Source organism: Moraxella canis (assembly GCF_034424565.1).
GTDB classification, from domain to species: Bacteria; Pseudomonadota; Gammaproteobacteria; order Pseudomonadales; family Moraxellaceae; genus Moraxella; species Moraxella canis.
The window spans coordinates 1858210-1871906 of sequence record NZ_CP139961.1 but is presented as its reverse complement, the minus strand read 5'-3'; the positions used below and the strand labels follow the sequence as shown (position 1 = coordinate 1871906).

The 13697-nt window shown below is 45.1% G+C and carries 11 protein-coding genes; 6 read left to right on the top strand and 5 right to left on the bottom strand.

Features of this window, described 5'->3' with window-relative positions; genetic code table 11:
* The first annotated feature begins 388 nt into the window (after positions 1 to 388).
* The 5 genes from U0021_RS08525 (at position 389) to U0021_RS08505 (ending at position 7748) form a co-directional block, all read left to right on the top strand.
* On the top strand, positions 389 to 2338 hold the full coding sequence (locus tag U0021_RS08525; RefSeq protein ID WP_114800692.1) for a TonB-dependent receptor plug domain-containing protein: 1950 nt from the start codon (positions 389 to 391) through the stop codon (positions 2336 to 2338).
* 221 nt (positions 2339 to 2559) lie between these two features.
* Positions 2560 to 3936, top strand: a complete 1377-nt coding sequence (gene ahcY, locus U0021_RS08520) for an adenosylhomocysteinase (protein WP_114800691.1) — start codon at positions 2560 to 2562, stop codon at positions 3934 to 3936.
* Between the two features lie 290 nt (positions 3937 to 4226).
* A complete protein-coding gene (gene msrAB, locus U0021_RS08515) occupies positions 4227 to 5903 on the top strand; it encodes a bifunctional peptide-methionine (S)-S-oxide reductase MsrA/peptide-methionine (R)-S-oxide reductase MsrB (protein WP_114800690.1) in 1677 nt (558 codons plus the stop codon).
* Between the two features lie 151 nt (positions 5904 to 6054).
* The gene (gene metF / locus U0021_RS08510) at positions 6055 to 7002 is read left to right on the top strand and encodes a methylenetetrahydrofolate reductase [NAD(P)H] (protein ID WP_114800689.1); all 948 of its coding nucleotides are present in this window, start codon (positions 6055 to 6057) and stop codon (positions 7000 to 7002) included.
* A gap of 20 nt (positions 7003 to 7022) precedes the next feature.
* The gene (locus U0021_RS08505) at positions 7023 to 7748 is read left to right on the top strand and encodes a 16S rRNA (uracil(1498)-N(3))-methyltransferase (RefSeq protein ID WP_114800688.1); all 726 of its coding nucleotides are present in this window, start codon (positions 7023 to 7025) and stop codon (positions 7746 to 7748) included.
* Between the two features lie 18 nt (positions 7749 to 7766).
* Here the strand turns inward: U0021_RS08505 and folP are convergent, their stop codons facing one another.
* Complete coding sequence (gene folP / locus U0021_RS08500; RefSeq protein WP_114800687.1) at positions 7767 to 8657, bottom strand: dihydropteroate synthase; 891 nt, start codon at positions 8655 to 8657, stop codon at positions 7767 to 7769.
* A gap of 103 nt (positions 8658 to 8760) precedes the next feature.
* Between folP and hflX the strand changes: the two genes are divergently transcribed.
* Entirely contained in the window at positions 8761 to 10170 is a 1410-nt protein-coding gene (hflX, locus tag U0021_RS08495) for a ribosome rescue GTPase HflX (protein WP_114800686.1), read from the top strand.
* Between the two features lie 56 nt (positions 10171 to 10226).
* Here the strand turns inward: hflX and htpX are convergent, their stop codons facing one another.
* The 4 genes from htpX to U0021_RS08475 all read right to left on the bottom strand — a co-directional run bounded on the left by htpX (position 10227) and on the right by U0021_RS08475 (position 13559).
* Positions 10227 to 11132, bottom strand: coding sequence for a protease HtpX (htpX, locus tag U0021_RS08490; RefSeq protein WP_114800685.1), 906 nt, complete (start codon positions 11130 to 11132; stop codon positions 10227 to 10229).
* 181 nt (positions 11133 to 11313) lie between these two features.
* Positions 11314 to 12225, bottom strand: coding sequence for a lytic transglycosylase domain-containing protein (locus U0021_RS08485; RefSeq protein ID WP_114800684.1), 912 nt, complete (start codon positions 12223 to 12225; stop codon positions 11314 to 11316).
* A 228-nt stretch (positions 12226 to 12453) separates the two neighbouring features.
* On the bottom strand, positions 12454 to 13146 hold the full coding sequence (locus tag U0021_RS08480; RefSeq protein WP_049236303.1) for an LrgB family protein: 693 nt from the start codon (positions 13144 to 13146) through the stop codon (positions 12454 to 12456).
* A complete protein-coding gene (locus U0021_RS08475) occupies positions 13146 to 13559 on the bottom strand; it encodes a hypothetical protein (RefSeq protein ID WP_049236164.1) in 414 nt (137 codons plus the stop codon). Before U0021_RS08475 ends, U0021_RS08480 begins: the two co-directional genes overlap by 1 nt.
* Between the last annotated feature and the right edge of the window lie 138 nt (positions 13560 to 13697).

The following is a 13697-nucleotide window of genomic DNA, read 5'->3' as shown; positions in this document are numbered from 1 at the left end:
ACTGTTCAGTTTATTGAATAAAAAACCAACTAATAAAACAAACATTAGTTACAAATTTTAATTATTAATAAATTATTAATAATAATTACAGTCCAATAAATCACTCAAATTATTTGTACTTATTACTATATTTTTTTATAACTGCAATTAATTGAATTATCTGACAAATTTTTATGAGCAAATGTTTATCAGGTATTAAATATTATGGACAAATTTTGTCCATAATATTTTAATTGTTTCACGAAAATTCAAACTGAATAAAATTCATCTGTGCATTAAAATTTATCAACTTAAATTAACAGGTGATTTTTACATTCATGATATAATATTGGACGTTTTGGTTTACAAAACTTTAACCAATAGCAATATTCATACATGAAGGTAATTTATGTCATCTTTTACCCTACGCCGTGCCATTGTATTGGCATTAGCCCCACTGTCTGCCGCAGCATTTGCCCAAGACACTCAACCCACTGAGCCAACCGTAATCCTTGATCCTGTGATCGTCACCGCTTCAAAAACAGACGGTCTTCTGAGCCAAACCCCTGCCCGTGTCAGCGTGATTAGTGAGCGTGAGATTCGACAAAATCCTGTCTCAAACCTTGCTAAAGTTATTGAAACAGACGCAGGCATCAGCTTGAAGCAATCAGGCGGTATCGGACAAATTAGCGAAATATCTACTCGTGGCACCAATGCTAACCACACCTTGGTCTTAAAGGATGGTGCAAGACTAAATAGCCAAAATCACCTTGCACCACTTTATCCTGCGTTTTTTGACTTATCTGATGTCAGCCAAATCGAAATCGTGAAAGGTCCTGCTTCGGTACAATATGGTGCAGATGCTGTGGGCGGTGTGGTGCAGATGCGCACATCGGCACCAAGCAAATCAGGCATCCAAATTACTGGTCTTGGCGGCGAAAATAATACCTACAAAGCTTTGGTAAAGGCAGATTTGGTGACCGATATAGGATTATATGCTAGTATCCATGGTCAGCGCTTAGAGACTGATGGTACGCGTATTTTGGATAATCAAAATCGTGATCAAAAAGCAAACTATGACCAAAAAGGCTATGGTGCTGTGATTGGATTTAGTGATGATCGTTTAAGTACCAGCATTGGCATCAGTCAAAATGAAGGAATTAGTCAATACTTCAATTATGCAACTGGCAAAAATGACGCCACTCGTGATTTTGAAAATCAGCTTATTAACGCTAAGGCTAGTTTTGACGTCAGTCAGGACTTAACCATTGCTGCGCGTTATTCAGAATTCAAAGACACTCAAGTGGTCAATGACAGCGACCCTGATCATTTTAATACCAAAAATCAAGATGCTGACATTCACGCTAAATGGTATATCGCACCCAACCAAAACATTTTAGCTGGTATAAGCTATCTAAAATCTGACTTCAAAAGCGGCGATATTAAAGATGGCAAACAAGAAATAGACAGCTACGGCTACTATTTACAGCATCAATATAACAGCGATAAAATCAATACCCAATTGGGCGTCCGCTTAGAAGATAACGACCGCTTTGGCAACCATACTGTTGGCCAAGGTGCCATCCGTTACCATTTCACGCCTGCGACCAGCGTCTATGCCAATATTGGCACAGCATTTAGAGCGCCAGCTTTGACAGAGCTGTATTATCAGACCAGCAGCTCCCAATTGCACCCCGCAGATTGGCAAAGCTGGCATACCGACCCCACCAATTGGGTTACCAGCACCTACAACACCAACGGCAATCTTAATTTACAACCTGAAGAAAGCGTAACCTACGAGATTGGATTTGACCATCACCTTAATACCAATACAAAATTTTATTTATCAGGTTATTACAGTACAATTGACAACCTGATTGCTTATGGCACCGAATCAAATGATTATGTCAACCGCATTTATAATTCCAGCTACTATAATGTCAATGAAGCAACCATGAAAGGTGCAGAAGCTGGAGTAAAATGGGCAAAAGACGGCTACTTTGCATCACTAGACTATGGCTATGTTGAGACTGAGAATAAAGCGAACAATCTTGAAATTGCCTATCGCCCTAAACAAACATTGACTTTATCTACTGGTGTTGCCAAAGATGACTATGGGGTCAATTTATCCTTAGTGGCTCGCTCAAAAGCGTTTAGCAATGGTGCGAACACCGAGCGCGTCCGTGGCTACGCCACCGTTGATGTCGGTACTTACTGGCAAGTGACGCCAAATGCTAAATTCTTTGCCAATATTGAAAATATCGGTAATACTGAATATCGCCAAGTCAGCAATTTTGGTAATGGCTGGTATGTCAATGGTGGACGCTTGACCACCGCAGGTTTGACTCTGACCTACTAATATAAACCAACTTAAAAGCCGTTCAAGATGAGCGGCTTTTTTTAGTTATGATATTGTCTTTAAAATCAAGCGGATATTTGTTATAATATTAGGTTGCCAAGAGATGTTGCGTCCTTTTGAAGCGGTTTAAAAGGTCAGGCTTGGGGCTTTAATCAAGAGCAAAACAACGACATCTGCGTTTTTAACTTTTTTAACTTAGCCTATTTTAAGGAGTGGACGCAGTGTCTGCCATTGACCCAAATTTCACTGATTATAAAGTTGCTGATATCAGCTTGGCTGATTTTGGTCGCAAAGAGATTCGCCTTGCCGAAACAGAAATGCCTGCCTTAATGGGCATTCGCAAACGCTATGCCGATGAGCAGCCACTGGCAGGCGCAAAAATCGTCGGCTGCATCCACATGACGGTACAGACAGCAGTTTTGATTGAAACTTTGGTGGCGTTAGGTGCCGAAGTTCGCTGGACATCGTGCAACATTTTTAGCACCCAAGACCATGCTGCTGCTGCCATTGCCGCCGCTGGCATTCCTGTATTTGCTTGGAAAGGCGAAACCGAAGCAGAATATGAGTGGTGCTTAGAACAACAAATCCACAAAGACAGCAAGCTATGGGACGCCAACCTAATCCTAGATGACGGTGGCGATTTGACCGCTCTGATTCATGACAAATACCCACAGATGTTAGACAGCATTCATGGCATTAGTGAAGAAACCACAACAGGCGTTCACCGTCTGATTGATATGCTGGGTAAAGGAGAACTCAAAGTCCCTGCCATCAATGTCAATGATGCGGTTACCAAATCCAAAAACGACAACAAATACGGCTGCCGCCACAGTCTTAATGATGCCATCAAGCGTGGCACGGATATGCTCTTGTCAGGTCGCCGTGCCTTGGTCATCGGCTATGGCGATGTGGGCAAAGGCTCTGCCCAAAGCTTACGCCAAGAAGGCATGATTGTGCGTGTGTCTGAGATTGACCCCATTTGTGCGATGCAAGCGTGTATGGACGGCTATGAACTGGTTTCACCGTTTGTGGGTGGCGACCAAAGCCAAGGCGTGAACACGACGCTTCTACAAGACACCGATTTGATTGTGACCACCACAGGCAACTATCATGTGTGTAATAGCGACATGTTAAAAGCCCTAAAAGCCACCGCCGTGGTGTGTAACATCGGGCATTTTGATACCGAGATTGACACCGATTTTATGCGTAAGCACTGGAAATGGGAAGAAGTCAAACCCCAAGTTCACCAAGTCTATCGCTCTGATGATGACGGCGATTATCTGATTGTGTTATCCGAAGGTCGCCTTGTCAACTTAGGTAACGCCACAGGACACCCATCACGCATCATGGACGGCTCATTTGCCAACCAAGTACTGGCACAAATCCATCTGTATCAAGAAAAATTTGCCGACTTGCCAGCCGACAAAAAAGCAGACAATCTGTATGTCAAAGTCCTACCCAAAAAGCTGGACGAAGAAGTCGCTGCTGCCATGGTGGCAGGCTTTAATGGCGTGATTACCAAACTCACCCAAGAACAAGCTGACTACATCGGCGTGCCTGTTGAAGGTCCCTTTAAGGCAGATGAGTATAAGTACTAATCAGTCTTGTATCACTCTTAGCTCTATCAAAGCGGTAAGTTCATTACCGCTTTTTTTTATTTAATCATAAATGATTGATGCTTGATACATTAGCTCCGCACTTTTTACCAACTTAACACCTTAACATCTCACCCCAAAGTCAACAGGCGACAAGCACAGCTTTTTAAAGACTATCCAAGCGATGACATCCAAACCACAAGGTGATAAAATGAGTTTTAATGGCATATTTTTGTAAGATTTATCCCATCAAAAGCGTCTTATAAATATCCATGATCCAACAAGGAGCTGTTATGACAAAGCCACGCTTACGATCGCATGCCTGCGCCATCAGTCTTAGTATCTTTGCCAGTCTTAGTATGCTATCTGCTTGCGGTAAACCCAACGACATCCAAACCCAATCCATAACACATCAAGACATGCTGCCTAGCGACACCTTGGCGCAGTTATCCGCCCTGCCCCAGCTCACCCAAGGCTTGGGCGACACAGGCAAAAGCGTCATTGACCCAAATAAGCCCACCTTAGTCAAGTTTTGGGCAAGTTGGTGCCCTTTATGCCTATCCACCTTACAAGAAACGCATGACTGGCGTAGCGACCCCAATTTGGCAGGCTTTAACATCATCACCGTCGCCAGCCCCACTCACCTAAATGAAAAAAATACCCAAGACTTTACCAACTGGTATCAAGTACTACAAGCCGATTATCCCAATCTGCCTGTGCTCATTGACAGTAGTGGTCAACTCATTAAATCCCTGGGCATACAAGTCTATCCCAGCTGGGCGATATTGGATAAAAACGGGCAACTTGTCTATCTAAATAAAGGCAATCTTAGCGTTGAGCAAGTGTCTTATTTGGCAAAAAACCCACAAGCATTGAGCGAGCTAAAAGCCCAAAGCCACCAAACTGCCATGCCTACCAAAGACAAAGACGGTGTGCATTATAACGACCAAGGCACGCCCCTAAATACCAAAACCATCTATTTGGCAGGGGGCTGTTTTTGGGGTGTGGAAGCCTATTTTGAGCGGATTGATGGCGTGGTAGATGCTGTCAGTGGCTATGCCAATGGCGATGAAACCCTCAAAAACCCAAGCTATGAACAAGTCATCGCAGGCTCAGGACACGCCGAGACGGTCAAAGTGGTTTATGATGCCGATAACATGGATTTGGACACCCTGCTACGCTATTATTTTAGAATCATTGACCCAACCAGCGTCAATAAACAAGGCAATGACCGTGGCATACAGTATCGCACAGGCGTTTATTATACCGATCCAAGCGACAAGGCAATTATCGATAACGCCTTAATTGAATTACAGCAAAAATACAAAGCCCCCATTGTGGTAGAAAATCTGCCCCTAAGCCATTTTGCCCTTGCCGAAGACTATCACCAAGATTATTTGACCAAAAACCCCAATGGCTACTGTCATGTGGATTTAAGCCTTGCTAATGATAAAATTATCAGCAAAACCCAAACCCTGCCCAAGGCAAGCACCATTCAAGAAGTCCTTGACCCCAAACGATATCAAGCGTTTGATAAGGCTAATTTAAAAAACACCCTAACCAAAGCTCAATATGACATCACCCAAAACGCAGGCACAGAGCGAGCATTTAGCCATGCCTATGACCATTTGTTTGATGATGGACTGTATGTGGATATTGTCAGCGGTGAGCCCCTGTTTTTATCCACCGACAAATACAACTCAGGCTGTGGCTGGCCAAGCTTTACCAAACCGATTGACCCACAAGTCATCACCGAGCATACCGACACCAGCTATAACATGGTACGCACCGAAGTACGCTCACGCACTGCCGATTCGCATTTGGGGCATGTGTTCCCTGACGGTCCAAAGGCACGGGGCGGACTGCGGTATTGTATCAATGGCGATGCCTTAAAATTCATTCCCAAAGCAGATATGGGCAAACACGGCTACGGGGCGTTATTGCCACTGATCAAACATGCCAAGCCTTAAAGCAAACTAATAATGGCACAGCTTAGATTGTGCCATTGTTAATTCACTCAAAAAATCACGCCAAATCATTCAAAAAAGCTGTCATAATTTGATTCAAATTTATCAAAACTTGCTATAATAGCAAAATTTCAGCCATTTTTGAGATTGCTTCATGACACACACCTTAGACCGCCTGACTGCCATTGAGCAGCTGCTTGGCGAGTTAAAAAATGATCTAAACACCGCACCCAGCCGTACGCACCATCAACCAAAAACCACTAAAGTGCCGTTTTCGTTTGAGTTTTTCCCTGTCAAGACAGACGATGGGCAGGTGAAGCTGATGAAAACTTTTGATGAGCTCAATGCGCTAAATCCCACTTATTTTAGCGTGACTTATGGGGCGGGTGGTTCGACACGCGCACGCACACTGGGCATCGTCGAAGCCTTGATTCAGCAATCAAATACCCCCATTGCACCGCACATGTCATGTATCGGCGATACCAAAAGTGAGATTGCTGAGCTGCTTGAATTTTATAAATCACTGGGCGTCGACCGCGTGGTGGCTTTGCGTGGTGACTTACCATCTGGTCAAGTGGGTTATGGTGAGCTGCCTTTTGCGCTGGATTTGGTCAAATATATCCGCGAGCACAGCGGTGATTATTTTTCGATCAAGGTAGCAGCTTATCCAGAGATGCACCCACAAGCCAAAAATTTTGAAGCTGATATTGATAATTTGGTTGCCAAATATCATGCTGGCGCCAATGAAGCGATTACGCAGTTTTTTTATAATCCTGACAGCTATCTGTATTTGCGCGACCGCTTGGCAAAAAAAGGCGTGCATCAGGACGATTTTCCCATCATCGCAGGGATCATGCCTATCACCAATGCCTCAAACATCATCCGCTTCGCTGATGCTTGCGGTGCTGACATTCCTCGCTATATTCGCAAGCAGCTGGCTGACTTTGGCGATGATCGCAAAGCCATCCGAGCATTTGGCTATGACGTGGTGCACCATCTGTGCGAGCGCCTCATCCAAGAAGGCGTGCCTGCCTTGCATTTTTATAGCATGAACAACACCGAACCCAATAAGACTCTGGTGACTGAGCTGGGTCTGATTTAAGCTATTTGACTGGTCAAATCATGCCAAGATTTTTTATTAATACGCCGCTTAACGCCGATCTGATTGGACAAAGCATGACCTTGCCTGATGATGTCACACATCATTGGTGCAAGGTGCTGCGCGCCTCTGTTGGCGATCGTGCTTTTTTGTTTGATGGGGCGGGCGGTGAGTACACCGTGACGCTCACGCATATTAATAAAAAATCTGCCAGCGTCAAGATCGATGAGTACGACCCCATCAATCGTGTGCCAGTTTTTCAAGCAAGCATTGGTCTTGTGATGAGCCGCGGCGATCGTATGGATTACGCGATCCAAAAAGCCACCGAAATGGGCGTATCTCAGATCCATTTGCTGACCAGTGATCGCTGCCAAGCTCACCTAAAATACGAAAGAGATTTTAAGAAACTCACGCATTGGCAAGGTGTCGCCATCGCTGCTTGTGAGCAGTGTGGCATGAATATTGTCCCAAAAATCATCGCGCCCATCTCGCTTGATGAATGGGTGGCGACTTGTCAAGATAAGCTTAAACTGGTGCTTGCACTCAGTGAAGATAAACCTACCTTTGATAAGCCATTACCAAAACACATCAGTCTATTGATCGGTGCTGAAGGTGGCTTAAGCCCACGAGAGATTGATTTGGCGATCAGTCATGGCTTTATGCCGTGGCGGATTGGTGAGCGCGTGCTGCGTACAGAGACTGCGCCTGTGGTTGCCTTGAGTGCATTGACCATTTTGGCTGACACCTGACTCTTTGACTCAATTTAATTAGCCGTATAATACCTGCCATAGTCGCACCGCCTGCGCCATTGACTTAACATCATGCACTCGCACAATATGCGCGCCCTGCTGTAGCGCAATAAAATGCGCAAGCGTCCCCAAATTATCTCGATCAATCGGTTGATGATTCTTAAGATAGTCAAGTCCGCTATTGGTTAAAATCTCACCCAAAAATCGCTTACGAGACACACCAAACAGCATAGGCAGCTTAAAATGCTCAATGACCTGCTGTAAATTTTGCATGATTTGGATGTGATGCTCATAAGTTTTTGAAAACCCCATACCGATATCGATGATGATTTTGTCTTGCTTGATCCCTGAAGCTATCGCCCCATTTACCCTATCTTCAAGCTCAGTGATAATCTCACCAAGCACATCTTCGTAATTTGCCAGGTCATCCATCGTCTGAGTCATGGTATCAGGGGTGCCGCGGCTATGCATGATGACCACAGGACACCCAAGCTCAGCGACCACATCACGCGCGCCCTCTCGGCTAAGACCGCGCACATCATTGACAATGTCAGCACCTGCGCCAATCGCTTCTTGCATCACCAAAGGGTTGCTGGTATCGACAGACAGCCACAGCGCATCACCAAAATTTTCACGAATGGCGCCAATGATAGGGATCACACGCTCAAGCTCTTCATCGGTACTCACTTTTGGCGCATGGGAGCGTGTGGATTCTCCACCAATATCAATGATATCAGCGCCATGAGCGATCATTTGCTCAGCATGACCCAAAGCGGCATCCAAATGGTTAAAACGCCCTCCATCCGAAAATGAATCTGGCGTGACATTGAGTACACCCATCACTTTTGGCACATCAAAAGTCATGACCTTATCACGGTGGCGAATGGAGTTGGTCGTAGAATCAGACATAATACACACTCAAGCTTAAAAATACCTTATAATACCACAACTTGATTTTTTGGGTAGGTCGTCCCCATTAAAGCATTTTAAATTTCAATCTTAAGGATTTATATTGCAATATTTTGACAGACACGAAGGCGGAGAAAATGCCATTTTGGTTCATTTGGACATTCATCAGATCGCAGATCCAGATGATTTAGAAGAATTTCGCCTGTTGGTGCACTCAGCAGGCGCCAATGAAGTAGAAATCGTCACAGGCAGCCGCAGTAAGCCCCATGCCAAATACTTTGTCGGCACAGGTAAAGCCGAAGAAATCGCAGCGGCGGTCAAGCGCTTTCGTGAAGCTAACGAAGAGGATGCTGATAACATCATTGTCATTTTTAATCACACGCTCACCCCAAGTCAGGAGCGTAACTTAGAATCACTGATCAAATGCCGTGTACTTGATCGCACAGGGCTTATCTTGGATATTTTTGCGCAGCGTGCACGCACTTATGAAGGTAAATTACAAGTTGAGCTGGCGCAGCTTAATCACCTTGCCACGCGTCTTGTGCGCGGCTGGACGCATCTTGAACGCCAAAAAGGCGGTATCGGACTGCGCGGTCCTGGTGAAACTCAGCTGGAAACGGATCGCCGATTGCTTCAAATTCGGGTCACGCAGCTCAAAGCTAAACTTGATAAAGTCAAACAAACCCGCAAACAAGGTCGTGCTAAGCGTCAAAAATCAGACATACCAACCGTGTCATTGGTCGGCTATACCAACGCAGGCAAATCAACGCTATTTAACCGCTTAACCGACGATAATATCTATGCTGCCGATCAGCTTTTTGCTACGCTTGATCCGACGCTGCGCCGTGTCAAATGGCCAGGTGTGGGTAATGTGGTATTGGCAGACACAGTGGGGTTTGTGCGCCATTTGCCACACGAGCTGGTAGAAAGCTTTCATGCCACGCTAGAAGAGACGCTTGAGGCGGATTTATTGCTGCATGTGATCGATACCGCCAGTGAGGATATGCATGCCCAAATCGAGGCGGTGAATGATGTGCTTGAGCAAATACAGGCGGATGCGCCGATTTTATTGGTATTTAATAAGATTGATAAAAGTGGCGAGCCTGCCAAAGTACATTATCAAGACCAAGGCGTGCCGCATCGGGTTTATGTGTCTGCCAAAGACAATCTGGGTATGGATCAGCTGATGTTGGCAGTCCAAGAGCTGTTATCAGGGCATTTAAATCATTACACACTGACTTTACCCCACCATGCAGGCGCCCTAAAAAACACCCTGCACGAGCTTGGCGTGATTGAGTCAGAAAGCTTTGATGAGCTGGGTCATCAAGTACTGGGTGTGCGCCTGTCGCCTGCTAAGCTGACTCAGCTACTTGGGCAATACGCACTGAATCCCAATCAAGTCCTGCCCTCGGATCAAGCCAAAAGCTTAGAGCCTGTGCTTGAGCCATTTGAAGAAGTGCTTAAGCAACATGATGATAAGTCAGACGATCAGCTGAATCCCTTTTGCTTATAATCAAAAAAAAGACTGCTTCATAAAGCAGTCTTTTTTGGCGCTGTCGCAATTAAAAATTAGCCATTAAATTTTTGTAGCGACGCAATCCGATCATCCAAAGTCGGATGTGAGCGGAACAAACCGGCAATGCTAAAGCCTTGAGATTGACCACTTGCGATGGCAAATGCTTTCATTGATTCAGGCATCTGATCTGGACGCGCTTCAGCAGGACGCAGGGCATTGAGTGCGCTGATCATCTTATCACGACCAGCCAGGCGTGCGCCCATCTCATCAGCACGGTATTCACGCAGGCGCGAGAACCACATGACGATCGCTGACGCCAAAATACCCAACAAAATATCCATCACAATACTGGTCACAAAATAGGCGATGCCTGGCGAATCACTTTCATTCTTAAAGATCGCACGATCCACAAAATTACCAATAATACGCGCAAAGAACATCACAAAGGCATTGACCACGCCTTGAATCAGCGCCAAAGTCACCATATCACCGTTGGCGACGTGACCGATTTCGTGCGCAAGCACCGCTTCGACTTCATCGGGTGTCATCGTATGGATAAGACCTGATGATACAGCAACCAAAGCGTTATTTTTATTCCAGCCGGTAGCAAATGCGTTAGGCTGAGCATTATCAAAAATACCCACTTCAGGCATGCCAATGCCAACTTCACGCGCTTGGCGAGCGACGGTGTCGACCAGCCACTGCTCTGTGCCATTTCTTGGGGTATCAATCACGACGGTGCCGGTTGATTTTTTAGCCATCCACTTGGACAAAAACAACGAAATGACCGAACCAATCATACCGTACAATAAACACATCACCGCCAAGCTGACATAGTTCAGCCCGCCCGCACCATGGACACTACCCAAGCCAAAGACCTGCGAGAGCACCATGAAAACGATGCTAAAGACGATCAATACGGCTAAGTTGGTTAATAAGAATAAACCAATTCGCATCATCTGTGAATTTCCTTTTATAAATCAAAAATATAACTGACAAAAGTCTTACTATTATAATGATAAATACGCAAAATAAAAGGCAAAAACTTCGACTCATCAAAGTTTTTGCCTGTATAGACACAAAAAGCTAACAACTTTTTGGGTTTAAGCAATTTTAATCCATCCTAAACGGAAGATCTCATTACTCATTGTTTGAAAAATAAATACGCGCAGAGGCTTCACGGCTAATCACAGGATTGCTTGGCGTCGCTTGGGTGACTGGCTGAGCATAAGAAGTCGTCGTCGTATTGACCTGTGCTGCTGGCGTGCTGTTCATCGCAAGCATAGTGCGATTGGCGTCATAGCCTTGATACAGCGCTGCATCCATACGATAGATGTTGTTATAGCGATCATTAACCTTGACCACATAGTTTCTGGTCTCACGAAATGGAGGAATACCGCCATGCTTTCTAACATTACCAGGACCTGCATTATAAGCTGCGATCACATGGTTTGGATTGCTAAATTGACTCTGCAGATACGCCAAATACTTAGTGCCGCCTTCGATATTTTGGGCAGGATCCCACGCATTATACACGCCCATATCACGAGCTGTGCCTGGCATTAGCTGCATCAGACCCATGGCACCCACGCGTGAACGCGCATTGGGATTAAAGCTTGACTCGGTGTGTATGACCGCCTTAATTAAGCCAGGATCTACGCCATGTCTTGCCGCAGATTCTCGGATCAGATGATCGTAGGCGCTACGCTCAGAATAGCCACCTGAATAGCTTGAATAATTACTTGCTGCAAAATTGGCAGAAAAATTGGTCGCAGACTCACCATTGGTATACAAACGGCTAACCACTTGAGGCTCACTGCTTAATCTGGTGAATTTTTGGGAATTGCTGGTATTGGTTTGCAAATTGGTCAATAGGCTAGACTCTACAGCGTTTTGACTATTTGCTAAAGTATAGGCTGTTGCCACAGTCGCATTGGCAGAGCCTTGAGGCGCAATATAAACCGAGACAGGGTTTTGGGCAAATGCACTACCGCTAAGCATGCCAAATGTCGCTAAAATCAGGGCATTTACATGGATTTTTGAAGTTTGCATATCGTCTGTTCGTCTTTTCTTCGGTAAAAAATTTGGCACATTATATCACAAAATTAATAAATAACATGATGAAACACTCATAACTACAAAATGCTACACTTTAGAAACACATAAACCCAACCATTTTTCTAAACTTTCAACAGTTTTGCTTGTTATTTGAAGCAGATCAGAGCGCTTTATTCATGAGATTATGTTATAAATAAAACACCCATTTACAGAGATTTAATATTAAGACAGCCACCAAAGCACAGCCACAGGCAGCCACATGGCAGTCACCAAGCCATTGATCGCCAAGCCAAACGCTGCATAGCGCCCTGCCGTCGGACTGATCGTCCATGCTTCTACTGTACCGATGGCATGCGCCACCAATCCCAATGCCAAGCCCTGAGCACGTTCATCGTGAATGTTTTTGAATAAAATTCGGCACATGCCTGCACCCAAAATACCAGAAACGATGATGATCAAATTTGCCATCACCAAAGGCGCGCCAATGATTTGTGCAACCGACAATCCCACAGGCGTCGTGACAGAACGCGTCGCAAATGCCAAGATGGTATCCATATTAAGCGCAAATAGGTAGCTTAAAGACATCGGCAATATCGCCCCGACGATACTTGCCAATATCACCACGACGCCCAGTTTTTTGACTGGCAAACCCTTAAAATCCATCCCTGCCAAGGGCACCGCCAACAGCACCGTACTATAACCAAGTAAGCGATCAAAAACAGGTCTGGCATGTGCGTAATAAGTATGATAATCAAGCCCAATGATGAATAACAAAAGTAGCGTCAATACAATGGCGACGATGATCATGGGCACGCCTTTGATAAACTTATTTAAGTAGCGCAGGACATATTTGGCGCCGACATGCGCAATCAAAGTGATGATAAAGGCGATCAAAATGGTGGTCGTATCAAGCATCATAACGCACCTCTATCATTTTTGGCATCCCGACCGGCAAGCCATAGTGCAGATAATTTGGCAAATGCCCAAAGCGGAATGAGAGTGCTGATAATAATGACTGCTGAGACCGGCAGCAAATCCTCACCCAGTCCAAACAGCAAAATCCCTGCGCCTGCCGAAACCGGCAAAAAAGCAAAACCGCTATCAACCAGCAAGGTGCTTGCTGAACTTGATAACCATGTCGGCAGCCCTACCGTCATGCGCACACCTACCAGCACGACAAATAAGCTCACCAAACCCACGATATTTGCCGCCGTCGGCATGCCAAGCCAAGTACACACCACCAATGCCAGCTCACGAAACCCTACCACAATGGCGACTGTTCCTATCATTCCTAGCCAAAATCTTTTACTGCCCAACTTAAGCGTCATCGTTATTCCTTTAATATAAGCATCAAATATCAGCGGGTGTTTTACGATAGCTTACATTGAAACACCTGCTCAGTTCAAGGTCAAGCAGATGACCGATATATTCACTATTTTTATCAATGATACTAAAAGTTGCTAAAT

Coding starts and splice junctions, on each gene's coding strand:
- U0021_RS08525 (WP_114800692.1), top strand. CDS start 389: ATGTCATCTTTTACCCTACGCCGTGCCATTGTATTGGCATTAGCCCCA.
- msrAB (WP_114800690.1), top strand. CDS start 4,227: ATGACAAAGCCACGCTTACGATCGCATGCCTGCGCCATCAGTCTTAGT.
- metF (WP_114800689.1), top strand. CDS start 6,055: ATGACACACACCTTAGACCGCCTGACTGCCATTGAGCAGCTGCTTGGC.
- U0021_RS08505 (WP_114800688.1), top strand. CDS start 7,023: ATGCCAAGATTTTTTATTAATACGCCGCTTAACGCCGATCTGATTGGA.
- folP (WP_114800687.1), bottom strand. CDS start 8,657: ATGTCTGATTCTACGACCAACTCCATTCGCCACCGTGATAAGGTCATG.
- htpX (WP_114800685.1), bottom strand. CDS start 11,132: ATGATGCGAATTGGTTTATTCTTATTAACCAACTTAGCCGTATTGATC.
- U0021_RS08485 (WP_114800684.1), bottom strand. CDS start 12,225: ATGCAAACTTCAAAAATCCATGTAAATGCCCTGATTTTAGCGACATTT.
- U0021_RS08480 (WP_049236303.1), bottom strand. CDS start 13,146: ATGCTTGATACGACCACCATTTTGATCGCCTTTATCATCACTTTGATT.
- U0021_RS08475 (WP_049236164.1), bottom strand. CDS start 13,559: ATGACGCTTAAGTTGGGCAGTAAAAGATTTTGGCTAGGAATGATAGGA.